Annotated in this window: 24 protein-coding genes and 1 pseudogene; 11 read left to right on the top strand and 14 right to left on the bottom strand. The window is 73.2% G+C overall.

Annotated elements, in window-relative coordinates; all coding sequences use genetic code 11:
* Positions 1 to 15: 15 nt before the first annotated feature.
* A pseudogene (locus OG898_RS30550) lies at positions 16 to 307 on the top strand (transposase); the annotation flags it as partial.
* Positions 308 to 380: 73 nt separating this feature from the next.
* On the opposite strand, the gene OG898_RS30545 reads toward OG898_RS30550, so the two are convergent.
* Positions 381 to 1,349: a YafY family protein gene (locus OG898_RS30545; protein WP_266961323.1), complete on the bottom strand. Its 969-nt coding sequence runs from the start codon at positions 1,347 to 1,349 to the stop codon at positions 381 to 383.
* A 63-nt stretch (positions 1,350 to 1,412) separates the two neighbouring features.
* Here OG898_RS30545 and OG898_RS30540 point away from each other — a divergent pair, with 63 nt between their 5' ends.
* On the top strand, positions 1,413 to 2,558 hold the full coding sequence (locus OG898_RS30540; protein WP_266961321.1) for an epoxide hydrolase family protein: 1,146 nt from the start codon (positions 1,413 to 1,415) through the stop codon (positions 2,556 to 2,558).
* Between the two features lie 50 nt (positions 2,559 to 2,608).
* On the opposite strand, the gene OG898_RS30535 is transcribed toward OG898_RS30540, so the two are convergent.
* The 4 genes from OG898_RS30535 to OG898_RS30520 all read right to left on the bottom strand — a co-directional run bounded on the left by OG898_RS30535 (position 2,609) and on the right by OG898_RS30520 (position 4,926).
* Positions 2,609 to 3,160 carry a TIGR03086 family metal-binding protein gene (locus OG898_RS30535; protein ID WP_266961319.1) on the bottom strand — a complete coding sequence of 184 codons (552 nt, stop codon included), beginning with the start codon at positions 3,158 to 3,160 and terminating at the stop codon, positions 2,609 to 2,611.
* A gap of 385 nt (positions 3,161 to 3,545) precedes the next feature.
* Positions 3,546 to 3,728: a hypothetical protein gene (locus tag OG898_RS30530; RefSeq protein ID WP_266961317.1), complete on the bottom strand. Its 183-nt coding sequence runs from the start codon at positions 3,726 to 3,728 to the stop codon at positions 3,546 to 3,548.
* Positions 3,729 to 3,766: 38 nt separating this feature from the next.
* A complete protein-coding gene (locus OG898_RS30525; protein WP_266961315.1) occupies positions 3,767 to 4,183 on the bottom strand; it encodes a hypothetical protein in 417 nt (138 codons plus the stop codon).
* A gap of 113 nt (positions 4,184 to 4,296) precedes the next feature.
* Complete coding sequence (locus OG898_RS30520) at positions 4,297 to 4,926, bottom strand: YdeI family protein (protein WP_266961313.1); 630 nt, start codon at positions 4,924 to 4,926, stop codon at positions 4,297 to 4,299.
* A gap of 118 nt (positions 4,927 to 5,044) precedes the next feature.
* Here OG898_RS30520 and OG898_RS30515 point away from each other — a divergent pair, with 118 nt between their 5' ends.
* On the top strand, positions 5,045 to 5,395 hold the full coding sequence (locus OG898_RS30515; protein WP_250745825.1) for a hypothetical protein: 351 nt from the start codon (positions 5,045 to 5,047) through the stop codon (positions 5,393 to 5,395).
* 114 nt (positions 5,396 to 5,509) lie between these two features.
* Here the strand turns inward: OG898_RS30515 and OG898_RS30510 are convergent, their stop codons facing one another.
* The 7 genes from OG898_RS30510 to OG898_RS30480 form a co-directional block, all read right to left on the bottom strand.
* Positions 5,510 to 5,698, bottom strand: a complete 189-nt coding sequence (locus OG898_RS30510; RefSeq protein WP_250745832.1) for a DUF6381 family protein — start codon at positions 5,696 to 5,698, stop codon at positions 5,510 to 5,512.
* A 96-nt stretch (positions 5,699 to 5,794) separates the two neighbouring features.
* The gene (locus tag OG898_RS30505; RefSeq protein WP_250745824.1) at positions 5,795 to 6,376 is read right to left on the bottom strand and encodes an HPP family protein; all 582 of its coding nucleotides are present in this window, start codon (positions 6,374 to 6,376) and stop codon (positions 5,795 to 5,797) included.
* Positions 6,377 to 6,551: 175 nt separating this feature from the next.
* A complete protein-coding gene (locus tag OG898_RS30500) occupies positions 6,552 to 7,292 on the bottom strand; it encodes an NPP1 family protein (protein ID WP_266962657.1) in 741 nt (246 codons plus the stop codon).
* Between the two features lie 176 nt (positions 7,293 to 7,468).
* A complete protein-coding gene (locus tag OG898_RS30495) occupies positions 7,469 to 8,683 on the bottom strand; it encodes a serine hydrolase (protein ID WP_266962656.1) in 1,215 nt (404 codons plus the stop codon).
* A 168-nt stretch (positions 8,684 to 8,851) separates the two neighbouring features.
* Complete coding sequence (locus OG898_RS30490; protein WP_250745822.1) at positions 8,852 to 9,700, bottom strand: C40 family peptidase; 849 nt, start codon at positions 9,698 to 9,700, stop codon at positions 8,852 to 8,854.
* Between the two features lie 227 nt (positions 9,701 to 9,927).
* On the bottom strand, positions 9,928 to 13,944 hold the full coding sequence (locus OG898_RS30485) for a helix-turn-helix domain-containing protein (RefSeq protein WP_266961309.1): 4,017 nt from the start codon (positions 13,942 to 13,944) through the stop codon (positions 9,928 to 9,930).
* Between the two features lie 184 nt (positions 13,945 to 14,128).
* A complete protein-coding gene (locus OG898_RS30480) occupies positions 14,129 to 14,500 on the bottom strand; it encodes a hypothetical protein (protein WP_250745820.1) in 372 nt (123 codons plus the stop codon).
* A 289-nt stretch (positions 14,501 to 14,789) separates the two neighbouring features.
* On the opposite strand from OG898_RS30480, the gene OG898_RS30475 reads away from it, so the two are divergent.
* Positions 14,790 to 15,959 carry an AI-2E family transporter gene (locus OG898_RS30475; protein WP_266961306.1) on the top strand — a complete coding sequence of 390 codons (1,170 nt, stop codon included), beginning with the start codon at positions 14,790 to 14,792 and terminating at the stop codon, positions 15,957 to 15,959.
* Positions 15,960 to 16,020: 61 nt separating this feature from the next.
* On the opposite strand, the gene OG898_RS30470 is transcribed toward OG898_RS30475, so the two are convergent.
* Entirely contained in the window at positions 16,021 to 16,659 is a 639-nt protein-coding gene (locus tag OG898_RS30470; RefSeq protein ID WP_250745818.1) for a helix-turn-helix domain-containing protein, read from the bottom strand.
* 161 nt (positions 16,660 to 16,820) lie between these two features.
* Between OG898_RS30470 and OG898_RS30465 the strand changes: the two genes are divergently transcribed.
* From OG898_RS30465 to OG898_RS30440, 6 genes are all read left to right on the top strand, one after another.
* Complete coding sequence (locus OG898_RS30465; protein ID WP_266961304.1) at positions 16,821 to 17,951, top strand: aryl-sulfate sulfotransferase; 1,131 nt, start codon at positions 16,821 to 16,823, stop codon at positions 17,949 to 17,951.
* On the top strand, positions 17,948 to 19,342 hold the full coding sequence (locus OG898_RS30460) for a uracil-xanthine permease family protein (RefSeq protein WP_266961302.1): 1,395 nt from the start codon (positions 17,948 to 17,950) through the stop codon (positions 19,340 to 19,342). Before OG898_RS30465 ends, OG898_RS30460 begins: the two co-directional genes overlap by 4 nt.
* A 144-nt stretch (positions 19,343 to 19,486) precedes the next feature.
* Complete coding sequence (locus tag OG898_RS30455) at positions 19,487 to 20,407, top strand: hypothetical protein (protein ID WP_250745815.1); 921 nt, start codon at positions 19,487 to 19,489, stop codon at positions 20,405 to 20,407.
* A gap of 173 nt (positions 20,408 to 20,580) precedes the next feature.
* The gene (locus OG898_RS30450; RefSeq protein ID WP_266961300.1) at positions 20,581 to 22,002 is read left to right on the top strand and encodes an MFS transporter; all 1,422 of its coding nucleotides are present in this window, start codon (positions 20,581 to 20,583) and stop codon (positions 22,000 to 22,002) included.
* Entirely contained in the window at positions 21,999 to 22,592 is a 594-nt protein-coding gene (locus OG898_RS30445) for a TetR/AcrR family transcriptional regulator (protein WP_266961298.1), read from the top strand. The genes OG898_RS30450 and OG898_RS30445 overlap by 4 nt, the downstream gene beginning before the upstream one ends.
* Entirely contained in the window at positions 22,589 to 22,849 is a 261-nt protein-coding gene (locus OG898_RS30440) for a hypothetical protein (protein WP_250745812.1), read from the top strand. The genes OG898_RS30445 and OG898_RS30440 overlap by 4 nt, the downstream gene beginning before the upstream one ends.
* 62 nt (positions 22,850 to 22,911) lie before the next feature.
* Here the strand turns inward: OG898_RS30440 and OG898_RS30435 are convergent, their stop codons facing one another.
* Positions 22,912 to 23,532, bottom strand: a complete 621-nt coding sequence (locus OG898_RS30435; RefSeq protein ID WP_250745811.1) for an L-threonylcarbamoyladenylate synthase — start codon at positions 23,530 to 23,532, stop codon at positions 22,912 to 22,914.
* A 418-nt stretch (positions 23,533 to 23,950) separates the two neighbouring features.
* On the opposite strand from OG898_RS30435, the gene OG898_RS30430 reads away from it, so the two are divergent.
* A complete protein-coding gene (locus OG898_RS30430) occupies positions 23,951 to 26,431 on the top strand; it encodes a YfhO family protein (RefSeq protein ID WP_266961294.1) in 2,481 nt (826 codons plus the stop codon).
* Positions 26,432 to 26,501: the final 70 nt, after the last annotated feature.

Genomic DNA, 26,501 nt, shown 5'->3' with positions numbered 1-26,501 from the left:
ACGAGGGAGGCTCGGGTGCCCGAGCTCCGGGCGGGGACGGATGCCGGTAAGGCCGCGATCACTTCACGGTGATCGGCACGGACGGGATGAAGGTGCTCTCGCGCCGGGTGCCCAACAATGAACCCGACCTCTTGGAGCTGATAGGCGACGTCCTGGCGCCGGCGGAGGTTCATTTTTGATCGCTCTGCTCACCGGTCATGGTCTGCGGCTCCTCCACATTCCGGGCAGGACAGTCCACCACGCTTCCCGCAGCTACCGCGGCGACGGCAAGACCGATGCGAAGGCCGCCTACCTCATCGCCGACCAGGGATGGAGGTCGTCGCTCCCCGGTGTGCTCGAGGAGGATGCCGGTCTTGGCGCGTCTGGCGGGTCTTCTCGCCTCAGGGGGCAGGTGGTGTGGAGCGGGAGTAGCGGTCCGCGAGTCGACGCAGGTGGGTGACCAGTTCCGCGGGCTCTGTGACATGGAAGTCGAAGTCGAGCATGCCCAGATGGACCGCGAGGGTCTGCACCGTATCGGCGCCGGTGGTCAGGACGCAGGTGTTGGCGTCGAGTGCCTCGACCGTGCCGACCGCAGGGTTGATCTGCTCGATCACCGCCGCCGCCGGGGCGTGGACGGTAACCCGTGCGTGGTAGCGCCAGGCCGCGCCCGATACCCGTCGGGAGACGTATGCCGCGGCGTCGCCGCCGGGCAGTTCGCGCGGGGTGAAGCGCGGCCCGGTGGGGGTGCGGGGCTGGATTCGGTCGGCCCGGAAGGTCCGCCAGTCCTGGCGCTCGACGTCCCATGCCACCAGGTACCAGCGCTGTCCCCAGTTCACCGCCCGATAGGGCTCCACGATGCGGCGGGTGGGCGAGCCGGTGTGGTCCAGGTAGTCGAAGCGCAGTCGTTCCTGGTCGCGGCAGGCGGACGCCAGGGTGGTCAGTACCTCCGCGGTGACGGTCGGGGCCGGGCGGTCGGCCGGCACGGCCACGGTGTACGTCATGAGGGTCCGCACCCGGCGGCGCAGCCGGGAGGGCAGCACCTGCTCCAGCTTGCCCAGCGCCCGCAAGGAGGTCTCCTCGGTGCCGGGGACGGCGCCCTGCGCGGCGGTGCGCAGCGCGACCGTCACCGCGACGGCCTCCTCGTCGTCGAGGAGCAGCGGGGGCATCGCCGCCCCGGCGCCCAGCCGGTAACCGCCGGTGGTGCCGCGCGTCGCATCCACGGGATAGCCGAGTTCGCGGAGCCGGTCGATGTCATTGCGGACCGTGCGGCCGCTCACTCCGAGGCGCTCGGCCAGTTCGGATCCCGGCCAGGCCCTCGGGGTCTGCAGGAGGGAGAGCAGGCGCAGCAAGCGTGCGGATGTATCAAGCATGAGGACAAGCCTGTCGCGCTATTAGGAACGTATCGTGCCTATATCGAGAATACTGTCGTACTCATGGAGAACAAGAGCAACACCGACGCCCGGATCCAGCCGTTCCGCATCGACGTTCCGCAGGAGGAGCTCGATGACCTGCGGGAGCGGCTGGCACGTACCCGCTGGGGCAGCGAGATCCCCGGTGCCGGCTGGAGCCGGGGTGTGCCCACCGACTACCTCAAGGACTTGGCCGCGTACTGGGCCGACGGTTTCGACTGGCGCAAGGCGGAGGCGGAGCTCAATGAGTTCCCGCAGTTCACCACCGAGATCGACGGCCAGAACATCCACTTCCTGCACGTCCGTTCGCAGAACCCTGCGGCCGTGCCGCTGCTCCTGTTGCACGACTGGCCCTGCTCGTTCGTGCAGTTCGTCGAGGTCATCCGGCCGCTGGCGGAGGACTTCCACGTCGTCGTGACGTCCACGCCCGGTACTGGTTTCTCCGGTCCGCTCGGCGAGGCCGGCTGGAACACCGGCCGCATCGCGGGGGCGTTCGTCGAGCTGATGGGGCGGCTCGGCTACAGCGCTTACGGCGTCCAGGGAACAGGCGGTGGAGCCTGGATCGCTGCCGAGATGGGGCGGCAGGCACCTGAGCTGGTCGTCGGCATTCACGTCAACGGCCTGGTCACCTTCCCCTCCGGGGATCCTGCCGAGTTCGAGGGGCTGACCGCGTCCGAGCAGGAGCGGCTGGCGCGGCTGGAGGATTTCCAGCAGGACAAGATGGGCTTCAACGCCATCCAGTCCACTCGTCCGCAGACTCTCGCCTACGGACTGCACGACTCGCCGGTCGGCCAACTCGCATGGATCGCTGAGAAGTTCAAGGAATGGACGGACCCCGCCGCCGAGCTCCCCGAGGACGCCGTGGGACGCGACCGCCTGCTGACCAACATCAGCGTCTACTGGTTCAGCGGCACGGCGGGCTCCTCGGCGAACTTGTACTACGAGGCGGGCCACGACCCGAGCGCCTGGGCCCCGAAGGCCCGTGGCACCGTCCCGACCGGCGTCGCCGTCGCCCTGCACACCGACATCGCCATCCGTCGCTTCGCCGAGCGAGACCACAACATCACCCACTGGACCGAGCTCGAGCGCGGCGGCAACTTCCTCTCGCTGGAGCAGCCAGAGGCGTTCGTCGCCGACGTCCGCGCCTTCTTCGGCACGCGCGGCGCCTGACACCTCCAGTCGGTCGGCCTGGGCATCCGATGCGGTCGCGGTGCCGGTCGTCAGACGGTGCGGCCGAAGTACGCGGCGAGCCGGTCGGCCGTCGGGGCGTCGTCGGCGGCGGGCTTGGAGGGGCCGAACATGCCGGTGGCGGGGCGGATCTCGTCGGGGAAGTTGCCGTACCAGCCGGCGAAGGCGGCCTGGACGGCGTCGGGGTCGCCGGTGCGGTCCTGGCCGGTGGCGGTGGCCAGGTCCCAGCTGTGCAGGACGGCCTCCAGCAGGTGCAGGTCCACGATGCGCGGGCCCGTGCCGCCTCCGGGTACCGGCATCTGCCGCCCGAGAGCGCCCTCGGTCTGCCATGCGGCGAGGACTTCCTTGGCGCCGCGGGCGTAGACGTCGCCGGGCTGCTCGTCGCCGATCTGGTCGCGGGCGAAGAGGGAGAAGTCGGGGCCGCCGCCCTGGGCGAGGGTGACGTAGTAGGGGTTGCCGGCGAGCAGGTGGTTGGTCAGGGCCCGGACGTCGAAGTCCTCGCACGGGGTGGGCCGACCGTACTGGTCGGGCGTGACGTTGCCCAGTAGCCCGGTGGTGTGGTTCAGGGCCTTCTCCAGCAGCACGATCTCGGACGCGGTTGCGCCTTTCCTCGGGGGTATCGGGAGCCGGGCGGCCACACGGCCGCAGGGCTCGCCGGTCGGCTCCAGCACCCGGTCGAAGCCCGGGGAGCCGCACCAGCAACCTCAGAGTGCACGGACTTGCGGACAGCTTCTGTCCGCAAAGGAAGTCGCATCCGGTCACACCCACTGTGACCGGACGGCACAGTTTGCGAGCTACCCGGTGTGACTCAGCGCTGTAGTTGGCACCGTCGGACAACTGGAACGCTCCATCTCAGACGCCTCTGACCTGTGGAAACGTCACGGAGGGATGACGCGTGCGTGATGCCCACTACCCATGCTCCGGCCACTCGGCAGGGGCCACCCGTCTGGTCTGTCCCGGGTTGGCGGGTCAGGAGCCCGCGCCGCAGGTGCGGTCGCCGACGTCCCCGAGCGAGAACGAAGCACTGGAGGCCGTGCCGTCGTGGGCTAGCGACAGCTTGATGCTGTCCTTGGTGTAATCCGGGAACCACAGCGAGTACAGCGTTCGGGCGCCGCCCGCGACGATGCCGACCCTGCGTACGTCCAGGGGCACCCCGCCGCAGGTCGCATGTCACCTCCTGTGACGGGGGCTCAGCGAGGCGGCTCCTGCGCGTGGCCGTTCTCGGGCGTCGACCGGGCGGGCCGGAGTTCCTGTCGGCCGGTGAGCGCGTCGAGCGCGGCTCGGGCCGCGGCGCGCACCGTGTCATCAGGGGCGTTGGTCAACGGGCGGATGAGGGTGTGGGCGGATTCCGCGGCGCGTCCGAAGGTGGCGAGGGCTTCGAGGGCGGAGGCCACTACGGTCCAGCTCTGGTGTCGGCCGGCCCATGTGAGGGTGTCGGTGATCACGGGTATGGCGATGGGGTCCTTCAGCTCGGCCAGGCAGGACAGGTAGAGGCCGGCTGGGATGGGCGCGTGCGGGCGGTCCGGATCGATGTGTCTCAGTCCGTCGGCCAAGAGGGGGACCAGCCGGTCGGCGGCCTGCGGGTAGTCGCCGACGCCGTAGAGCACACGCCAGTCGTCCCCGTGCGGCGCAACAGCCGGGACCGGGTCGGCACCGGCCGCGGCGTCGCCTCGACCAACTCGCCGAAGCGCCGAGCTGTCGCCGCAAGCAGATGCCCAGGTCAGTCGGTGGCGCCCCGGGCCAGGAGGCGTACGGCCTGGTCCAGGCGGGCCCGCCGGGACTCCGGGGTGAGGGCCTGGAGGAGGGGCAGGGTGACGAGGTAGCGTCCGGTTCGGTCCAGGGCTTCGAAGGCCGCTCGGGCCTTTGGGTCCTCGGCCAGGGCCGCCGTGAGGTCGGGCGGGACCTCCGCCGTCCGCTGGGAGGCGTAGGCCCCCGACCAGCGGCCGTCCTCCTGGGCCTTGCGCACCTCGGCGAGGCCCGGTTCGCGCATCCGGCCCAGGGCCGTCAGCTCGGTCACCTTGTCGACGTTGACCTGCGACCACAGGCTCCGGGGCCTGCGGGGAACGTACTTCTGGAGGTAGTACCGCTCGTCCAGGGAGCGGCGCTGACCGGAGATCCAGCCGTAGCAGAGGCCGATGTCGACCAGCTCGTCCGAGGAGACCGACGGGATCCCGGACGACTTCTTCGCCAGCCGGACCCATACGCCCTCGTGCCGGGTGTGGTGCCCGGCCAGCCACTCCTCGAAGGCCCGGCCGTCGGCGAACGCGATGACTGCGACGCCGTCCAACTCGTGGAGGTCGTCCAGCGCGTCCGTCTGGTCCGTCTGGTGCGTCTGGTCCGTCTCGTCCATGGGGGTCAGGTTAGTGCGGCGCCCCCGGAGCGGAGCGGGTGGCCGGCTGCGGGATAATGATCGTCGGTGCGGGCCCGGTTCGCGCCGGACAGTGCAGCGACCCGAGATGGAGCCCCCGATGGACGTACGCCACTTCGAGCGGATCACCGCCTTCATCGAGGCGCGGCTCACCCCGCTCTTCGCCGAGGAGACGGGCAGCGAGAACGGCTTCGGGATGGACGACACCTCCCGCGCCCTGCGCGCGCTGCGCAACGCGGCGCTGGAGGCCTCGGTGGCCAAGGGCCTCATCGAGCAGCGGGAGGCGGCCGAGCCGGCGGTCCGCCGGGTCATCGACCAGGCGGTGGAGCACCACTGGGACGTGCTGCGCGGCATCGCCCGCCAGTGGGAGGACCACGCCGACTTCGTCCGCGAGTTCAAGCGCCACGCGTGGGAGCTCGACGAGGCCCCCGCGGCGGCAGTGGCCCCGTAGCCCCTTCCCGGAGGCCCGGAGGCCCGGAGGCCCGGAGGCCCGGAGGCCCGGAGGCCCGGAGGCCCGGAGGCCCGGAGGCCCGTAGGCCCCTAGCCGGGGCCCGGCCCGCCGTGGCTACCGCAGGTCCATCCCCGGGTCGTCGATGACGCGCTCCTGCTCGCTCTGCTCGCGCAGGCGGCGCGCCTTGTCCCGCAGTCGCCGGCTCTCGTCCGGGTCGGTCGAGCGGGTGGCGGCCTCGTCGAGTTCCTGCGCCTTGTCGCGCAGCTGCCGGGACCGGCCGTGGGATTCGCCTGCACTCATGATCACTCCTGGGCGCTGTGGGGGGACGCCGGGCGGCTTTCAGCGAACCAGCAGTACACCGGGAGCGCATCTCGAACCACCGCTGGTGGTGACGTACGGTCACCACCAGTACGCGGGGTACCTCGGTGCCTTGCGGCGCACGCGGGAGGCCGCGTACCCGGTCAGGACGATCAGGACGGTCGATCCGAACAGCAACGGGACGAACCGGGCCGCCACCGGGGCCTGGAGCACGACCACCACGGCGGTGGCGCAGGCGGGTGAATGCGGGGTGCGCGCGACCATGACCAGCGCCAGCGTGACACCGGCGGCCACGGCGGCCCCCCAGGCGCTGCTTCCGGCCGCCGCCAGCACGCCGTAGCCGACGGCCGCCCCGACCATGTGGCCGATGACCACCCCGCGGGGCTGCGCGAGCGGCAGCGTGGGCGCGCTGTGCACGAGGGCGGCACTGGCAGCCAGCGGCGGGATGAGGATCGGCTCGTGGATCATGGCTCCGATCGCCACGAGCCACAGCAGGACCGCCGTGGCGGCGCTGATGCTGTGGATCGCGGCGGCGGCCGTGGGCCGGGCCGGGGCCCGGCCGCCGATCGCCCGGCGGCGGGGCGGCTCGGGGGCGGCGACCCCGGACGAACCGGACGATCCGGAGGCGTCAGGGGACGGAGCGGGGTGGAGCGCGGTACTCATGGCGGAGGTTTCCGGGCAGGGCGGCCGTCGGCCGGGCAGGGGCGGAGCAGGCGTGGCGGTGCGGCACCATTCCCGCGACGACCCTATCCGGGCCCCTCCGAGTACCCTCCCGCGGGTCCTAAGGGGGTGTCTTGACGGTCGATCGATCGTGGGCCAAGCGTTGGTCGAGCCTTGGTCACGCGTTGGGGTCGAAGGGGATCCCGACCGGTTTGGCCTTGGCCAGGTGGCCGTTGAACTGGCCGTCCTTGATGCCGAGCAGGGCGCTGCCGAAATCGGCCTGGCTCAGCTTGTCGCGGAGCCCGGCGGGGTAGCCGTTCCAGCCGACCAGTGTGGGGTACTGCCAGGTCCCCTTGTGGTTCTCCGGCGGCTCGTCGTTGGAGTTCGCGGCACGGAAGCAGTGCGTGCTGATGCCGTCCTTGTGGTAGACGATCTTCGGATGGGTGCCGTCGAAGCGGATCTGCGAGGCGGCGTGGACCTTGAAGTTCCCGTGCTCCGAGGTGGAGACGTAGCCGACCTGGTTGTTCTGGATCCACACCACGACGTGCTCCCAGTCGTGCCGGTGCCCGGCGCTGCCGGGGCCGAGCGAGACCTGGTCCTTCTCGAAGTAGAGGGCGTACATGACGGCGCACCAGCCGTTGTTGCACTTCGCGCGGGAGTAGCCGTTGGTGTTGTTCAGGTCGGAGAGGTCACGGCATTGGCCGTTGACGTCGCCGCCCATCTTCAGGCCCCCGTTGATGGTGCCGTCCGGACCGATGGCGGGGCTGGAGTAACAGCCGTCGCGGTCGTAGTCGTAGGCCGGCTGGAAGGTCTGTTCCAGCCCGTCCGCGTTGGCGGGCAGGGCCGGGGGCGGAGCCGCGTACGCGACCCCGGGGACCGCGAGGACCAGCGTCGCGGCCCCCGCCGTGGCGGCGAGCATCCTGCGGGCCCGCCGGCCCGGCCCCCTGCGGGAACGCTTCACGGGCGGTGCGTCGGCCATCGTGTCCTCCTCATCGGTCACACGGGCAACGCCCGTGCGGGAATGCGGAGTTCAGCTTTCCCGGCTCCCGCTCCCACGCCAAGGGGTGGGAGCGGGCCCGTGTCCGGGAATCGACGTCAGCGGTTCTCGGGGAGGTCCGCCTCCGCCGCGGCCGGGGCGAACGCGAAACCACGCGCGGTGGCCTTCGCAGCGACCGGTGCCTTACCGCAGAAGGCGGCCTCCAGCGTGCCGCCGAGGGCGGTGTTGGCCTGGCCCCGGTTGGAGGTGTTCGCCATGGCGGAGAGGGAGCGCTTGCCGTCCCGGGTGGTGAACGCGTAGGTGTAGAAGCCCTGCACGGTCCCCGTGTGCCCGTAGACCTGCGCACCGCACGAGAGGTCGTACCGGCGCAGGCCCAGCCCGTAGAACCGGGTGTTCGTGGCGTCGGTCGGGGTCACGGTGAGCATGGCGTCCAGCGTGCCCGGGCGCAGCAGCTTCCCGCCGAGCAGGGAGGACATGAAGGTGCTGAGGTCGGCCGCGCTGGAGATCATCGCGCCCGCGGACTGCGCCCAGGAGACGGTCTGTTCGGTGGAGTCGACCAGCGGGGCGCCGGCCTCGTCCGGGTGCAGGTAGCCGTTGGCGTGCAGACCCTTGATGGTCGTGCCGGGGTGCACGTAGGAGGTGTTCTTCAGCTTGAGGGGCTTGATGATGCGCCGCTCGTACTCCTTGGCCACCGGCTTTCCGGTGGCCTTCTCGATGAGCATCCCCACCACGACGAAGTTGGTGTTCGAGTACTTGTACGCCACCCCGGGCTCGGTGGTCCTCGGCTCGGCGAGCGAGAGACCGACGAGCTCCTGGTACGTGAACACCTTGTTCCGGACCGCCTCGAAGCCGGGCACGGTGTGCTCGAACATCGCGTTCGTGTAGTCCGCCAGACCGCTCCGGTGGGTGAGCAGGTGGCGCACCGTGATCCGGTCGTCGGGCAGCAGGCCCGGGAGGTACGCGTTGACCGGCCGGTCGAGCTCGATCTTGCCCTCGTCCACCAGCTGGAGGAGGACGACCGAGGAGAACGTCTTGGTGACGCTGCCGATCCGGAAGCGGGCCCGGGTGTCCATCGCCGCGCCCGTCTCCCGGTCCCGTACGCCCTCCACCCGGGTCCGGACCCCGTCCGGACCGGTGAAGCGGGCCATCGCCCCGGGGGCCCCGGCCGCCGTCGTATTGCGCAACGCCTGCTTCAGCGCCTCCAGATCGGGTGCGGCGGCCGGCTGTACGGGAGCCTGCGCGGCGGAGCCGGGCACCGTCGCCGCGTGGGCGGCGGTGGCGGGCAGCGTACCGCCGGCCACGACGGCGAGCAGGGCGGCGCCGACGGCCAGGCGCCGTGAGCGGGGGAGCGGCGACGGGGAGGACGGGGAGGACGGGGACGACGGTGATGCGGACAGGCGCACGTTGCTCCTCGGATGGGCCGGGCGGGCCGGCGTGGGGGGTTGTGGATCGTTTCCGATCGTTTCCGACCTTACGGATGATCAACGACAGGTGGGGACGTTTTCCAGCCAAGCCGCACCGCGGACGTAAATGTTCGTCATCCAGGCCTGATAGTCCGGAAGATACGACCAGACGTCATTGGTGTAGCCGTCCGAGGTCACCGACTCCGCGTGCTTCTGGCACGCGACGCGGATGGTCGTCGGCCCGGGGAAGGCGTAGACGCGCGCGGACCCCGTTGCGGGCTGCTCCTTGGTCCAGACGCCGGAGCCCCAGGTCTGGAACACGTGCCCGGTGACCGGGCCGGTGTCCACCCGCACCGCCCCGTAATAGCCGTTCGACAGCCGCGCGTCGGTGACCTCGCTGACCATCAGCTTGGTGCCCGACTGCCGGGCCTCCGCCATCTTGCCCGCCCCGAGGTACAGGGCGATGTGGTGCAGGTCGCGGGAGGTTCCCCACACCAGCAGGTCGCCGGGGAGCAGCGGCGCGAGCCCCTGGGCGGCGGTGAAGCGCGTGGCCGCGCGGTGCGTGTAGTACTGCGCGCTGGCCACTCCGTCGAGCAGGTCCGAGCCGGCTGCCTGCGCGTAGGCGTAGCGGACGAACCCCGAGCAGTCGAAGCCGAGCCGTTCGGGATCGTGCTCGCTCGCCGGATCGGTGGGGTCCACCTGCCCGTACGTGGCACCGGGCCCCGGGCCGTGACCACCGCCCCAGGTGTACCAGACCCCCTTTCCCACCTGTTCGCAGGCGGCGGCGACGGCGCGCTCGGCCGCCGCCGAGGCCCCGGGGGCCAGCACCCGGCAGCCGTCGTCGGCGGCCGCCGGGCCGGCCGGGGTACAGAGGAGCACGGCAAGGAGCGCGAGGAGCGTTCCGATGAGACCTGTTCGGCGCAGCACGGTGGGAGACCTCGTTTCACGCGGCGGGACGGGGGGCGAAGCACGGCCTTCCGAACGGCACTTGGCCGCCGGATCCGGATTCGTGGACCAGCCTGTCGGCCGCCGCCGCGCCCCGTCGAGGTCCGGACGCGGCACCACCCGAACGGGCAACGGGAAACCCCGGAGGAAACCCCGGACGGCTTAGGGCGTGTGGTGCGGGTAGGCCGGACCGATCGACAAGACACCAACTAGCAGCCGCGCGCCCCCCGCACGGGCAGGCCGGGCACCAGCGCCTGCCGCTCCCGCGGTCCGAGGCGGCCCACCGACCGGCAGATGTCCGCCAGCCGGGCGCCGGGATCCGGGTTCCACAGCCGTACGGTGCCGTCGTTGCTGCTGCTCGCCAGGGTGCGCCCGTCGGGGGAGAAGACGACTCCCCACACCGCGTTGGTGTGGCCTGCCAGCACGGCCCGGAGCCGGTGTCCGGGCACGTCCCACAGCCGCACCGTACGGTCGTTGCCGCTGCTCGCCAGGGTCCGCCCGTCGGGGGAGAAGGCGATGCCCCGCGCCGAGCCGGTGTGCCCCGTCAGCACCGCGGTGACGCGCCGCTGGTCGGCGTCCCACAGCCGTACGGTGCCGTCGTTGCCGCTGCTCGCCAGCGTCCGCCCGTCCGGGCCGAACGCGACGGCCCGTACCGCCCCCGCGTGCCCGCTGAGCGCGGCGAGCGGGCGGCGCCCGGCCACGTCCCACAGCCGGACGGTCAGATCGTCCCCGGCGCTGGCCAGGGTCCGTCCGTCGGGGCTGAAGACGACGTCGTTGGCGAAGTCGGTGTGCCCGGTGAGGATGGCGAGCGGACTGCGCGTGCCGGTGTCCCAGAGGCGTACGGTGCCGTCGGCGCCGGCCGAGGCGAGGGTGCGTCCGTCGGGGGCGAACGCCACCGAGAACACGGTCCCGGTGTGCCCGGTGAGGGTGGCGAGCGGAGCGCGCGTGCCGGTGTCCCAGAGGCGTACGGTGCCGTCGGCGCCGGCCGAGGCGAGGGTGCGTCCGTCGGGGGCGAACGCCACCGAGAACACCGTCTCGGTGTGTCCCGTGAAAGTGGCCAGAATCCGCCGTTCCGGCACGTCCCACACCCGCACCGTGTGAGCGGCGTCGGCCGTGGCGAGGAGTTTCCCGTCGGGGCTGTACGCGGCGTGCCACACCTCGGTGAACGGGCGCGCCGTCAGCACCGGCCCCCGCAGGTCCCAGAGCACGACGGACTGGTCGAACGCGGCGGTGGCGAGCACCGATCCCGTCGGATCCACGGAGACGGCCAGCACGTAGTCGGTGTGCCCGGCCAGCGTCGCCGTGAGCCGGGCGCCCCGGACGTCCCACAGCCGGGTGGTGCCGTCGCCGCCCCCGCTGATGACGGTGGTGCCGTCCGGCGTGTAGGCCACGGAGTTGACGTCGTCGCTGTGCCCGGCCAGTGTCGCGGCCGCGCGCCGCCCGTCGACGTCCCACAGCCGCACCGTACGGTCGACCCCGCCGGTGGCGACCGTACGCCCGTCCGGTGCGAAGGCCGCGCCCAGCACCTCCCCGGTGTGCCCCTCCAGAACGGCGGCCGGCTCCGCCCGTCGCGTGTCCCACAGCCGTACGGTCCCGTCGGCGCCGGCCGATACGAGGCTCCGGCCGTCCGGGGCGTAGGCCAGGGTGTTGACCCGCGCGGTGTGCCCGGTCAGGACGGCCCGCTCGCGGTGGTCCCCGGCGGTGTCCCGCAACTGGATGGTCCCGTCGGCTGCGGCCACGGCCAGGGTGTCCCCGTCGGGGGCGAAGGCCACCGCCCGGGCACCCGCCGTACTCGGGGGCAGCACCGACACGGCGCCGCCGGAACCACCGCCGGAGCCACTGCCGGAGCCGAGGGGCCAGAGCCGGACCGGCCCGTCGGTGGAACCGGCCGCCAGGGTCCGCCCGTCGGGGCTGAAGGCGACGGTGCGCACCCGGCCGGGCGCGGTGAAGGCGGCGAGCGTGGTCCGGTCGGCCACCCGCCGCAGCAGCACCTTCCCGTCGGACCCGGCGGTCGCCAGGGTCCGGCCGTCGGGGGCGAAGGCCACCGCGTTGACCGGCCCGCCGTGCCCGCCTAGCCGGGCCAGGAAGGGCTGGGACTGGGTGCTGAGCAGGGCGCCGCGGGCCTCGGGCGTTGCCTCGGCCCGGTAGGCCGCCTCGGCGAGCAGCATGGAGGCCTCGGGCTGCCCGGCTGACAGGGACAGCGACCGGGCGGCCAGGGCCTGGGAACGGGCGGTCCGCTCCTGCCCGAGCGCCCCCGCGCGCTGCTGGTACGCCACCCCGCCGGCGGTCAGCGCCAGCAGGAGCAGGACGACGAGGGTGGCCAGCATCCGCTGGTGCAGGCGGACCCGGAGCCGGTCCTGACGATCGCGGGCTTCCTCCGCGGCCCGGCTCGCGTCGAGGAAGGCGGCCTCCCGGGGACCCAGGCGGCTGCGGCCGTCCAGCTCGTCGGCCCAGGTGCGGGCGGTGGCGAGGCGGCTGCCGCGGTACAGCACCGACGGGTCGCGGCCCTCGCGCACCCATTCGTCGGCGGCCTGGGCCAGTTGCTGGTGGACGAGCAGCCCGGCCCGGTCGGCGTGGATCCAGCCGCGCAGCCGCGGCCAGGCGTGCAGCAGGGCCTCGTGGGTGATCTCGACGGTGTCGCTGTCCGTGCTGATCAGCCGGGCCCGGACGAAGGCGTCCAGGGCGGCCGCGGCCCGCACGGAGTCGGCCTGGCCCTCCAGCAGTGCGGTGCGGTTCATCCGGCGCCGGGTGGGCCCCGTGCCGTCGGCGATGTGCACCAGCCGGACGAGGAGCCGCCGGACCATCCGCTGCTCGGCCGGGTACAGGCGGGCGAACACGTGCTCGGCGCTGCGCGCCACGGCGCCCTGGATGCCGCCGGCGTACGCGTACCCCGCGACGGTGAGCGTGGATCCCTCGCGCCGCTGCCAGGTGGCCATCAGCGCGTGGGACATCAGGGGCAGGGCGCTGGAAGGAGCCTCCCCCGGCCAGGCGTCCGGACCGCTGCCGGGGCGCGCCCCGGGGGCCTCCGCACCAGGGGCCTCCGCACGGGGATCCCCCGCACCGGGGTCCCGTACGCCCGCGTCCCGCAGGAGCAGCGGGACCAGCCCCGGCTCCAGTACGAGTCCGGCGAGCTCGGCCGGGCGCGTGATCGACTCCCGCAGCTCCGCCACGGACATCGGGGGCAGGACGAACAGCCCGTCGCTGAACACGGCGGCCAGCTCGGGTAGTTCCAGGCACTCCCCGGAGAAGTCGGCCCGCACACCGAGCACGACGACGGCGGGGTCGTACGCGCCGCCGGGCGCCGCCGCCGGGGGAGCGGCGGCCAGGGCGAGGAGCACCCGTACGAAGGCGCGCCGCTCCTCCTCGTCGGAGCAGAGGGTGAACAGCTCTTCGAACTGGTCGACGAGCAACACCGGCCGCACGGTCGCCGGCCGGAGCCCGTCCGACGCGGGGAGGGGGCCGGTCCCGCTCGTCAGCCGGTGGACGGATTCGAGCAGGCGTTCCGGGTGGGCGGTCAACTGCTCCGGGGTGACGCCGAGGTCGCCCCCCACCGCCTTGACGGTGGCTTCGAGCAGCTCCCGCAGCGGGTGCGCGGTGGGGGTGAACCGGACGACCGGCCAGCCGTCGGCCCCCGCCACCGGGAGCCCGCCGCGCCGCAGGGCCGGTACCAGACCCGCGCTGAGCAGGGAGGACTTGCCTGCGCCCGATCGGGCGACGAGGAGCAACGGGCCGTGCCCGAGCCGGTCGTGGACCCGCTCGACGAGGGCGGCCGTGGCCCGCTCCCGGCCGAAGAACCACCGGGAGTCCTGCGGGGTGAACGCGGACAGGCCGCGGTAGGGGCACGCGCCGTCCGACTGCGGACCGCGCTGGCGGGGCGGGCCGGGGGTGCCGGGAGGGTAGGGAGGGTCGGAGGGGCCGGGCCGGTGGGCCTGCTCGGCACGGGATCCGGCTGCCGGGCGCCCGGACTCCTCGTTCTCCGGGCGCTCCGGTACCAGCCGCAGGAGTTCGCCCCCGGCTTCGAGGACCCGGTCGCAGCTGCGGGCGACATCGAGGGTGACCGGCTTCGCACCGGTCTCGATCTTGCTGAGGTAGCCCTTGCTGTAGTGCGTGCGCCGGGCGAGGTCGCCGAGCGACAGGCCGCGCTGCACGCGCAACCTTCTCAACTGGGCGGGAAAGCCCGCCGCGGTCCCGCTCACGCGGTCCGGATCCCCCAAGAGGTCCCCCATGGCAATGTGCGCCCAGGCTGTGAGAGGCAGGTGCCCAGGCTATCGCGGGGGTCGGAGGGCCGACCGGCCGTTCGTGCGGTGTGGCGGGAAACGGCGGCGTTCCGGAGCCCGGCCGGGTGCCGGGCTCCGGAACGCCTTTACGTATGCAGAACAGGCTTACGTGCTCGCCTGTCCCTGGCTGTCGCTAGCGGTTGAGGGTGATCGAGTTGACCGGCCCGAGGTCGGCGTAGACCCCGGTGCCCTGGGCGATGGGGTTGCCGCAGTTGACCCCGTTGGAGCCGGCGCACAGACGTGCGGTGGCCCCGCCGTACTGGTTGTTGAGGACCCAGTGGTTGCCGTACTGGTTGGTGAGGTTGTGGGCCCCGTAGCTGTAGAAGACGTGGCTCGGGCTGACGGCGGGGTTCTGGTTCTGTGGGTAGATGCAGACCGCCCCGTCCGGGCAGCCGGCCCACGTGTCGGCCGGCTGCGCGCCGGACGCTCCGGCGGCTCCGCTCAGTGCGACGACGGCGGCCGCGGCGGTGGCGAACGCGGCGGCGCCGCGGATCATCTTGCGCATGGTGTCCCCTCGGGTCTTGCTCCGTGCTGACACCAAGAGCCTGTCCCCGGCGGGCACCGGGGTCGACGGGTTTCCCGTCGCCCGTCGGCGGCCCGGTCCGGGAAACCCCCTGTGACCAGCGAACTCACCCGAGCAGGGGCAACGCCCGGGCCCACTCCTTCGGCTCCTTCGGCTCCTTCGGCCCAACGGTGATGAGGCCTTCGGGCGAACGCGCTGCGCGGCGCACGGGGCGGCCGCCACCGGGGTGATAGCCCGAGGGGACCAACACACCCCGGAGGTGCGGCCGCACATGACCAGGCGACTCGTGACGCGGCCCGCCCGGCGGCTCCCGCCCGGCGGCCGCCCCCGCGGCGCGGACCGGGCCGGCCGGGACCGTACCCCGGCCGGCGCGGCGTCCCCGACCGCCGCACGGGCGGAGACCCCGGTGGCCCCGGGCCTGCGGACGGCGGCCGGGTACGCCTGGCGGCTGCTGGTCGTCGGCGCGGCGGCGTACGCGGTGTTCGCCGTCCTGGGACGGTTCCACGAGCTCGCCCTGGCCCTCTTCCTCGGCCTGGTCGCGGCGGCCATGCTGCGCCCGCCCGCCGGGCTGCTGGCCCGGGTGATGCCCCGCGGGCTCGCCGTGGCCTGCGCGCTGATCGGCAGCCTGATCCTGGTGCTCGGCGCCCTCGCGCTGGTCGGCGAGGCCGTCGAGGGGGAATGGCCGGCGCTGGTGCGCGAGTTCCGCGACGGGCTGGGCCGGATCCAGAGCTGGCTCCAGGGACCGCCGTTCCGGCTCGACGCGCACGCCCTGAGCGACGCCCAGTCGAAGATCGGCGACTACCTGTCGAGCCACCGCTCCACCCTGCTGAGCACGGCGCTCAGCGGTGCGGGACGGGTCGTGGCGGTGTTCACCGTGGCGGCCCTCGGGCTGTTCTGCTCGGTCTTCTTCACCTACTCGGGCGACCGGCAGTGGAACTGGTTCTGCGCACAACTGCCCGGAGGCGCACGGGAGCGGGTGGCCGCGGCCGGACGGGCCGCGTGGCGGACCTTCACTGGCTACACCCACGGCATCGTGCTCGTGGCCGCGACCAACGCCGTCCTCGTGGGCATCGCGCTCTACCTCCTCGGCGTCCCGCTGGCCGTCCCGCTCGCCCTGCTGGAGTTCGTCGCCGCCTTCGTCCCGCTCATCGGGTCCCCGGTCGCCCTCGGTGTGGCCGCCGTCGTCGCCCTCGCCACCCAGGGGCCGCTCGTGGCGGCCCTGGTGGTCGCGCTCATCGTGGTCATCGGCCAGATCGAAGGGCACCTGCTGCACCCCCTCGTGATGAGCTGGGCGGTGCGCCTGCACCCGATGGTGGTGGCCCTGTCCGTGGTCGCGGGAGCCATCGCCGCCGGGATCGTGGGGGCCGTTGTGGCGGTGCCCCTGGTCTCGGTGGCCTGGTCCGTCCACCAGGCCCTGCGCGAGGCCCGCACGGCTGCCTGAGGCGGGACGCGCGCCACCGGCCACACGGCCACACGGCCTCGGGGACGCTGTGGGCCCCGCCTCAGCCGAGGGGGTCCACGACGGCCTCGACGTGATCGGCGACGGCGACGAGCAGCACCCGCGTGCCCGCCTCCACTGCCCGCCAGCGGTGCTCCACCCCGCCGGTGAGGTACAACGTGTCGCCGCGGCCCAGACGGTGGGTCCGCCCGTCCACCTCCACCTCGGCGACGCCGTCGGCGACGTACATCAACTCGTCGTTGCGGTGCCGGAACGCGCGCTCGGCGTCGTGGTCCCCGGTGAACTCCAGCGCGTGCATCTGGTGCTGGCCGCGTACGAGCGGACGGACCCGGGCCGTCCGATCCGGCCCGGCATCCACCCCGGCATCCGCACGGGAATTCGCTCCCGCATCCGCCCCGGATTCGAGCCCGGCATCGAGCCCGGGATCGGCGTCGGCCCGCACGATGTCCACGCGGCGCGGGGTCTCACCGGCGGCCATCAGCTGCACGGCCGTGGTGTCCAGGGCGTCGGCCACCCGCTGGAGCGAACGCATGCTGGGGCGGGCCCGGTCGTTCTCGATCTGGCTGAGGAAGGGCGAGGACAGCCCGCTGCGCGCGGCCACCTCGGCGAGGGTGAGGTCCAGCGCCCTGCGCCGCCTGCGGATGCCCGCACCGATCCTCCGCTCGGACGTCTCGTCTTCCACCTGACCGCACACCCCGCTCCTCGTACCCCGCCTCTGACGATCATCTTCCCGCACCCGGCCGCGGGCTTCGCACGCCCTTCACAGTGCCGCAACAACGCACCGCTAACTTCAAAGAAGATTGCTCGTATCAAACAAAGTTTCACGCTCCGCAGGAGGACAGCATGCCCCCGGTCGACCAGAACTTCCGCCGCCGCCGCGGCACCGGTCTCATCGCCCTCGACCCCGACGCCACGGCAGGCGGGTACACCCTCTTCGCCCCGCTCACCGGCACCGGCGAGGTGTACCTGATCGACATCCACGGCGAGGTGGTCCACGAGTGGCGGCTGCCCTACCGCCCCGGCCGGCACGCCCGGATCCTCGCCAACGGCAACCTCGCCTACAGCGGTGTGCTCCCCGGCGAGGAGGCGCTCTTCCCGATGTGGCACAAGTACCGCGGCGGCGTGATGCTCGAAGCCACCCCGGACGGCACCGTCCTGCGGGAACACCGCGACCCCCTCCAGCACCACGACGCCCACCACCTCGGCGGCGGGCGCGTGCTCTACACCGCGCTCGAACCGCTGCGCGGGGACGACGCGGCGGGCGTGCTCGGGGGAGTGCCCGGGTCGGAGGCGGCCGACGGCACGGTGTGGGCCGACACCATCACCGAGGTCGACGCCGACGGCTCCGTACGCTGGTCCTGGAGCGCGGCCGAACACCTCGACCGGGCCGAGTACGCCCTGCACCCCGACTACGCGCGCGAACACTGGCCGCTCATCAACAGCGTCGTACCGCTGGCCGACGGGAACGTCCTCGCCAGCCTGCGCAGCGTCTCCGCCGTCGTCGTCATCAGCCGGGAGACCGGCGAGATCCTCTGGCGCACCGAGCCCGGAGTCGTCTCGCAGCAGCACGCACCCACCGAACTCGCCGACGGCAGGGTGCTGGTGTTCGACAACGGCGTCTTCCGGCCCGGATCGGACGTCCCCTACTCCCGGGTCATCGAGGTCGAGCGCTCCTCGGGCAAGATCGTCTGGGAGTACCACGACCCCGCCCGCGAGGCCTTCTTCGCCCCGTTCATGGGCAGCGCCCAGCGCCTCGCCGGCGGCAACACCCTCGTCACCGACTCCCCGTCCGGCCGCCTCTTCGAGGTGACCCCCGAGGGCTACCTCTGCTGGGAGTACGTCGTCCCCCACTTCGGCGCCTACCAGGAGTCCGAGGTCCGCGGCCTGTTCCCGTCGGAACCCAACGCGGTTTTCCGCGCCTACCGCTACACCGCCGAAGAGCTGCCCTGGCTGAACAGAGAGGCCGCCCGATGAGAGCCGCCTCCGCGAAGGCCGCGAAGGCCACGAAGGCCGCGAAGACCACGGCCCCGGTCAGCCCGGTGGACGAGCGGCTGCCGCTGCGCCGGCTGGCCCCGCTGTCCGCCCAGCACGTCCTGGCCATGGTGGCCGCGCCCGTCTCCACCACGTTCCTGACCGGCCAGGCGCTCGGCCTCGGCGCCGCGCACACCGCCTCCCTGCTCAGCGCCACCCTCGTGCTCTGCGGCGCCGGCACCCTGCTCCAGTCCCTCGGGGTGTGGCGGTTCGGGGCCCGGCTGCCGTTCGTCATGCTCCCCGGCGGGGCGGCCACCGCGCTCTTCCTCCAGATAGCCAAGGACCACGGCCCCGCGACCGCGACCGGCTCGGTGCTCCTCGCCGCGGCGCTGCTCTTCGCCGTACTGCCCTTCTACGCGAAGGTCGTCCGGCTCTTCCCGCCCCTGGTCATGGGCACCACCGTGCTGCTCATCGGGATCGCGATGATCCGGGTCGCCGCCCAACTGGTCACAGGCCGCCCCGGAAGTCCCGGGTACGCCGCGCCCTCGGCCGTCGTGCTGGCCGGCGCCACCATCGGCTGCACGGTGCTGTTCCTCATGGTGCTGCGCGGGATCTGGCGGCAGACCGCCGTCCTCCTCGGCATGGGCGCGGGCACCCTCATCGCGCTCACGACCGGCCTCGGTCACCTCGCGCCCGTGGGCGGAGCCGGCGGGGGCCTGACCCTCCCGCACCTCCTCCCGTACGGCGCACCGCACTTCGACGTGCTCGCCGCGCTGCCCCTCCTCGTCTTCAGCCTGACCACCCTCGCGGAGATCACCGGGCAGACCGTCCTGAACAGCGAGACCGTGGGGCGCGCGAGCGACCCCGGACGCGACGTGCCCCGGGTGGCCCGGGCCGACGCGCTGATCTCGGTGTTCGGCGGACTGTTCGGCACCTCGCTGATGGTCACGAGCGCCGAGAACATCGGCATCGGACGGCTCACCGGGGTCCGCAGCCGCTTCGTGACCGCCGGCGCGGGAGTGCTGCTCGTCGCCGTCGGCCTGCTGGCACCCGTCTCCCGGCTGATCGCCGCGGTCCCCGCACCCGTCGTGGGCGGATCCGCGCTGGTGATCTACGGGATCATCGCGGTGATGGGCGTCGACATGCTCGGGCGGACCGCGCCCGGCGCCGGCGGGGGCTCCACCGTGATCGCGCTGGCCCTCACCGCCGGACTGCTGCCGGTGGTGGCCCCCGACCTCTACCAGGGGTTCCCCACCTGGGCCCGGACCGTCCTCGGCAGCGGGGTGGTGGCGGGCACGCTCGCCGCGGTGCTGCTCCACGCCCTCTTCCGCGCGGTCGGCAGCGGCGGGCCGCCGGGCCGGGTGCCCGGGCACGAGGACCGACCCGCGGACTGACGGCGGCGCTCGGCCGGACTGACGGCCGGGATCCGCCGGGCCGACGGTGGCGATCTGCCGGGCCGACGGCGGCGCTCGGCCGGGCCGACGGCTATCCTCGCGCGGCGAAGGCGGATACAACTGCTGTGCGAAGAGGGGAAGCCGATGCTGCGCGATGTGCGCGAGTGGTTCGACGGCGCGGCCGACGGGGAAATACGGGCACTCGAAGAGGTGCCCGGCATCGATCCGGAGCGGCTGCGGGAACTGTGGTGCGCCGAACCGGAGCTGATGCTCCGCCTCGACGGCCTGCACACGGCCGCGCAGCGGGCCTTCGAGCGCCGGACGCGCGTCGCGGTCACCGAGGAGCTGCTCCGCGCCCTGCGCGCCGTGGCCCAGGGGGCGGACGTGGCCCGGCTGGAGACGGCCGTCGCGCTGGCCGGGACGCGGCTGGAGGCCGATACGGCCACGGCCGGGGCGCGCGGCCTGAACACCGGCTTGACCTGCGGGATCGTGATCAGTCCGGTGATCCTGCTCGTGGTCTTCGCGCTCGGGGAGTGGGTGCCCAGGCTCTTCGGCGTGGGCCTCGGCTGCCAGGAGCGCCTCGCCCTGGCAGGGGCGCTCGTCTGCTTCGCCGGCGGGGCGATGGGCGCGGTCTTCAGCGTGATCGTCCGGCTGCGCGATCCCCGGCAGCTGATCCGCGACAGCCTGGTCGCCGGCGACGGTCCGGGCGGGTCCGGTCCGGGCGGGTCCGGTCCGGCCGTGGATCCGGTCCAGCTGTCCCGCGCGCTGCGCCAGGAGGGCTGGTACCGGGTGGTGGTGGGATGGTTCCTGGCCACCGCCCTCTACCTCCTCGTCGCAGGCGGGATCCTCACCCTGCTCACCCCGCCGGGCTCCCCGGCCGAACTGTGCGGTCCCGGCCCGCTCTCCGCCGACGGGCACGGGGCCCTGGTGAAGACCTGGTTCTTCTGGGGCGCGATCGGCTTCCTCGCGGGCCTCAACGAACGATGGGCGCGCGGTCTGCTGCGCCACCCCTCGGCGCCCGGGGGCGAGGTGCCCGGGCCGGGGGACGGCGCCCGCCGCTCCTAGGCTGTGGCGAGCGGCCGGAACTCGGTGGCCCCGGAGGGCGGACACGGGGGTGCACACGCGTTTACCCTGGGGGTGAACGCGTGTGCACCCCCCGTTCCGTCGGGCCAGTGTCCGGGAGCCGTATGCCCGCCAAGACGCACCCCCGCCCCCACCCGCGCCGTCGGCCTCGGCCGATGGTCGCCGTCCTCGCGTTCTGCGGGGCGATCGTGGCCGTCATGCAGACCCTGGTCGTCCCCCTGCTGCCGCACGTCCCGGACCTCACGGGCAGCAGCCGCGCCGCCGCGGGCTGGCTCGTCACCGTCACCCTGCTCACCGGCGCCGTCTGCACCCCCGTGCTCGGCCGCGTCGGCGACATGTACGGCAAGCGCCGCGTGCTCCTCGGCTCGCTCGGCGTCCTCACCGCCGGGTCCGTGCTGTGCGCGGTCACCTCCGACATCGCCGTCCTGATCACGGGCCGCGCCCTCCAGGGCACCGCGCTCGCCGTCATCCCGCTCGGCATCAGCATCATCCGCGACGAACTCCCCCCGGAACGCGTCCTGCCGTCCATCGCCCTCATGAGCTCCACCCTCGGGATCGGCGCCGCGATCGGCCTCCCGGCCGCGGCCCTCGTCGTCGAGAACTTCGACTGGCACACCATGTTCTGGGCCTCGGCCGCCCTCGGCCTGCTGGACGTCCTCCTCGTCCTGTGGACCGTCCCCGAGTCCCCGACGCGCACCTCGGGCCGGTTCGACGTACCGGGCACCCTCGGGCTCGCCACCACGCTCGTGGCCCTGCTCCTCGCGATCACCCAGGGCGCGGACTGGGGCTGGACCGCCCCGCCCACGCTCGCACTGCTCGCCACCTCCCTGGCCGTCGGAGCCCTCTGGGGGCGCCACGAGCTGCGCACCGCCTCCCCGATGGTCGACCTCCGCGTTTCGGCGCGCCCCGCCGTCCTGCTCACCAACCTCGCGGCCCTGCTCGTCGGCTTCGCCTTCTACGCGAACTCCCTGGTCACCGCCCAGCTGGTGCAGGAGCCGGTGAGCACCGGGTACGGGCTCGGGGCCTCCCTCGTGGTGAGCGGCCTGTGCCTGCTGCCCGGCGGCCTGGCCATGGTCGCGCTGTCCCCGGTATCGGCGCGGCTCTCCGCCGCCCACGGCCCCCGGACCGCGCTGGCCCTCGGCGCGGCGGTCATGACCCTCGGCTACCTCGTCCGGCTCTTCACCAACCACGCCCTCTGGCTGATCGTGGCCGGCGCCACGGTGGTCGCCTGCGGCACCGCCCTCGCCTACTCGGCGCTGCCCGCGCTCGTCATGCGGGCCGTCCCCGTGACCGAGACGGGCGCCGCGAACGGCCTCAACACCCTGATGCGCTCCGTCGGCCAGGCCTGTTGCAGCGCCGTCGTCGCGGCCGTGCTCGCCCGGGTCACGTTCCTGGCGGACGGGCGCAGCGTGCCCACCCTGCACGCGTACCTGCTCGTCTTCCTGATCGCGGCCGGCGCCGCGCTCGCCGCGCTGGCGGCGGCCCTCTGCCTGCCACCGGGCAGGCCGGCGGCGCCCGCACAGGCCGGTACGGTCGGGGTGACGAAGTCCGCGCCCGCGGTCCGGGAGGGCCTATGAGCACCGCCGAGGAGTCGGGCCGCGCCGCCATCGTGCGCGCCGCCCGCAGGGCCTTCACCCTGCGCCCCTACGCCGAAGTCACCCTGCGCGGCATCGCGGCCGACGCCGGCGTCAGCCCGTCGCTGATCGTGAAGAGGTTCGGCAGCAAGGAGGGGCTGTTCAACACGGTCGCCGACTTCCAGCCGGCCGCCGACGCCCTGTTCGCGGCGGAGTCGGCCGTACTGGGCCGCCACCTCGTGCTGACCATGGTCCGGTTGCGCGACGAGCTCCGCGGGGACCCGCTGCTGCGGGTGGTCTTCTCCCTGGGCATCGACGACGAGCGCACCCTGCTGCGGGAACGCTTCCGCGAACAGGTCACCGTCCGCCTGGCCGACCGGCTGGCCGGCGCCGACCGGGAGCTGCGCGCCGAGCTGATCGCGGGCCAGCTGCTCGGTCTGGGGGCGACGCTGAGTCTGCACCGGCCCGATGGTGCGGGTACCCGTACCGCTCCCGGGCGACTGGCGGACCTGTACGCCCCCGGACTCCAGGGGCTCATCGACGGCGGCGCCGGACGGCATGATCCGCGGGAGCCGGTTAGCGTCGGGGGATGAGTACCGAACCGCACGCCCCGCATACCTACGAGATCCTGCTGGTGCCCGAGCACGTGGTGGAGGGGTCGGCCGACGACGCCGTCCGCTCGGCCGTCGTGGCACCGACCGGCCAGAACGGCGCCTCCGGCTACCCCCGCTACTCGGGTGACGGGATGGTGGCGGACATCGATCCGGCCACCCGTACGGTGGAAGCCCTCCTCGTGGACGGCTCCGAGCTCGACTACGGCCTCAAGCCCGTCCTGCACCCGCGCACCTGATACGCCGTCCGGGCGGCGGGAAGGACCGGCCTTCCCGCCCCGCTCGCCGCTTGACCGGTCCGCTACTCGAAGCGGGCGGTGTCCCCGGCGCCCCGGCGGACGATCTCGGCCTCGCCGCTGGAGAAGTCGATGACGGTCGTCGGCAGCGTCCCGCAGTCGCCGGAGTCGACCACCATGTCCACGACGTGGTCGAGCCGGTCCTTGATCTCCCAGCCCTGCGTCATCGGCTCCGCCTCGTCGGGCAGGAGCAGCGTGCTCGACAGCAGCGGCTCGCCGAGCTCGGCCAGCAGCGCCTGGACCACGACGTGGTCGGGGATGCGCACGCCCACCGTCTTCTTCTTCGGGTGCTGGAGCTGGCGCGGCACTTCCTTCGTCGCCGGAAGGATGAAGGTGTAGCTGCCGGGGGTGGACGCCTTGATCGCGCGGAAGACGTCGTTGTCGATGATCACGAACTGGCCGAGCTGCGCGAAGTTCTCGCACACCAGGGTGAAGTGGTGGCGGTCGTCGAGCTGCCGGATGGACCGGATCCGGTCCACACCCTCACGGTTGCCCAGCTGGGCGCCCAGCGCGTAGCAGGAGTCCGTCGGGTAGGCGACGAGTCCTCCGGCGCGGATGCCGTCGGCGATGCTGCCGATCGCGCGGGGCTGGGGGTTTTCGGGGTGTACGTCGAAGTACTTTGCCATCCGACGAGCCTACGGGATCCGGGGGTTCCGGCACCCCGGCCGGCCGCTCCCCGAGGACGGGCCGTGGCGGGCAGTGGGCGGGGCGAGGACGGGCCGAGGACGGGTTGAGGGCGGGTTGAGTAAAAAGTAGCCGATTGTCCATTTTTTATGCTCCTTGGACCGGACCTTCCCGTGATTGCGATCATATTCGTGCGTCGAGTGCGTGAATTCTTCTGCGGTGTACATAGGGTGCGGGAATAGGCGGCCTCTCCGTGGCCGATTAGTCACGCACGAGGGTTTGCCACACATGACCGCCACTTCGCTCCCGCCTGCCGGAAAACGCCTCTCCAGGGGAGGTCGCAGAGAGGTCGCGTCCCAGGTGGGCGGGGTCAACCGGAATATCGCATTCCTTTCCGCTCTCGTGGCCGCGCTCATATCCATGGCGGCTTACAGCGCCGGTCTCGCCACGCGCGGGGTCTACCCTTTCGGGCCCGTCCCGCGCGCCGACAACGACCTGCGCCACCAATACGTGCCGTTCCACACCCACCTCTGGGACCTCCAGCACGGCGGCGCCCAGGGGGACCTGCTCTTCAACTGGCAGAGCGGGTACGGCGTCGGATTCCTCGGTGACTTCTTCACCTACCTCTCCAACCCGTTCTCCCTGCTGGCCGGCCTCCTGCCCCGCCAGCAGGCGGAACTCTCCGTCTACCTCGTCAGCCTCTGCAGCATGGGCCTCGCCGCCGCCCTGATGACCGTGTACCTGGGCCGCCTGCGCCCCGGCTCGCCCTGGCTGCGCGCGCTGCTCTCCGCCGGCTACGCCGTCTGCGGCTGGGGAGTCGCCGAAGGCACCGTCGTCCCGATGTGGACCTGGGGCCTGGTCGCGATACCCCTGCTCGGGATAGCCGCCGACTGGTGCCTGACCGGCCGCCGTTGGGTCCTCGGCAGCCTCTTCGTCGCCCTGTGCTGGTACGCCAACTTCTACACCGCCGCCATGGCCACCACGGCCACCGCGCTCGTCTTCCTCGTACGGCTCCTGCTCGCCGACACCGACTGGCGCACCCGCGGCCGGGCCCTGTGGCGGGCCGCCACCATGACCGGCACCGGACTGCTCCTCGCCGCCCCCGCCATCCTGGTGTGCGCCTTCGCCAACCGGCGGGCCCAGCCCACCGAGCTGTACGTGGTCAGCGTTGACACCGATCCGCTGACCTTCCTCTCGATGCTCATACCGGGCACCCACCCCGTCCGCCCCGCGCCGAACGTCTACGCGGGGGTGCTCGTCCTCCTCCTCGTCCTGACCCTGCCCTTCCAGTCGAAGGTGCGCGGCCGCGAACGCCTCGCCTGGCTCTCGCTCCTGCTGCTGACCGGGGTCTCCTTCGTCCTCACCCCCACCGCCAAGCTCTGGCAGGGAGGGGCCCTCCCGCACGGCGCCCCCTTCCGCGAGTCCTTCGTCCTCAGCGGCATGCTGGCGATGGCCGCCTGGATCTGCCTCGCCCACATGCCCCGGCCCCGGGCCCTGCTCGGCGGTGCGAGCCTGCTGGCCCTGCTCGTCGCGGCCACCTACGACCTCCCGCCGGTCAACGGGCAAGCCCTCACCGGCGTCCTCGTCGGCGGCGCCGTCACCACGGCCCTGCTGCTGGTCTACGCGCGCGGACTGCGCCGCCCCGCCCGCATCGGCGTCATGCTGCTGCTCGCCGTCTCGGTCTTCGCCGGCACCGTGTACTCCGTGTACGGCAACTCCGTCGCCGACGACCCCCGACGGCGCGGCCCCGTACGCCCCCAGACCATGACCGAGCTCGGCAAGGGCGCGCGCCAGGCCCTGGAAGCGCACAGGAACTGGCCCGCCACCAGGGCCGACGCCGGACCGGGCGTCTTCGTCACCAACAACGACGCGCTGCTGGTCGGCGGCCAGGGCGGCGCCTACTACAGCAGCTACGTGAGCGTGGAGACCGCGCGCGGACTGCGCGGCCTCGGCCTGGGCCAGGCCATGGGCGGCCGTCACCTGTGGCCCGCCGGAGACCCGGTGCTGCGGGCCCTGCTCGGCATCGGCACCGTCCTCGAGCCGGTCGGCGAGGACGGCGTCACCGTCCGCACCCTGCCCGCCCCGCCCCTGGTCACCCTCCGGGCACCGGGCAGCGACCAGGCCTACGGGGCTCCCGTGGGCTCCGTCTGGGCCCGGCGCCAGGCCGCCCTCGGCGCCAGGGTCTACACCGTCCCCGCCCTCGCCCGCGCCGCCGGGCCCGCCGCACCGGCCCCGGCACCGGCCGCGACGCCGGAGGCCGGGCCGGGCTTCGCCCTGACCAGGGCCGAAGGCTGGGGACCGGAGACCTGGACCGCGTTCACGGGGCGGTGCGCCCCGGGGGCCCGCGCCTTCCTCCACGCGCCCGACCTGAACGCGACCGTTCGGGACGATGCCAGTGGCCGGTTCGAGAGCTTCTCCGGCAGGCCGCCCGCGGTCAGCGCGCCGGTCAGGGAACTGGGCGCGGCGGCGGCCGACGGCCGCTTCACCTTCTCCGTACGCACCCCGCACGACGGCCAGGTGCTGCCGCCCGACGCGCTCGGCTGCCTGGACCAGGCCGCCTTCGACGCGGCCGTGGCCGGGCTGAAAGCAGGCGCGGCCACCGCAGTCACGGTCGGCGGACACACCGTCGAGGCACGGCTCCCCAAGGGCTCGAACGGCACGGCGGTGCTCGCCACCACGGCGTCGCCCGGCTGGAGCTGCTCGGTCGACGGCGGCCCGGCCCGCGCCCCGGTCTCGTACCAGGGCCTGCTCGGCGTACCCCTGGGATCCGGCGGCGCCGACCGGCTGGCGTGCTCGTACGTCCCCGAGGGGCTCCGCGCGGGCCTGGGCGGCACCGGCGCGGGCCTGCTGCTCATCGCGGGTGTCCTGGCCGGCGGGCTGTGGCGGGCCCGTAGGACCTGAAGTACCGGCGGCCGGGTTGCCGGACCGCGGGGGACGGTCCGGCACCCGGCTCCGGGACCGGCACACCGCT

Origin of the sequence: Streptomyces sp. NBC_00193 (assembly GCF_026342735.1) — a bacterium.
GTDB classification, from domain to species: domain Bacteria; phylum Actinomycetota; class Actinomycetes; order Streptomycetales; family Streptomycetaceae; genus Streptomyces; species Streptomyces stoeckheimensis.
Note: the sequence above shows the minus strand (reverse complement) of the source record. Positions and strands in the feature narration are given on the sequence as shown.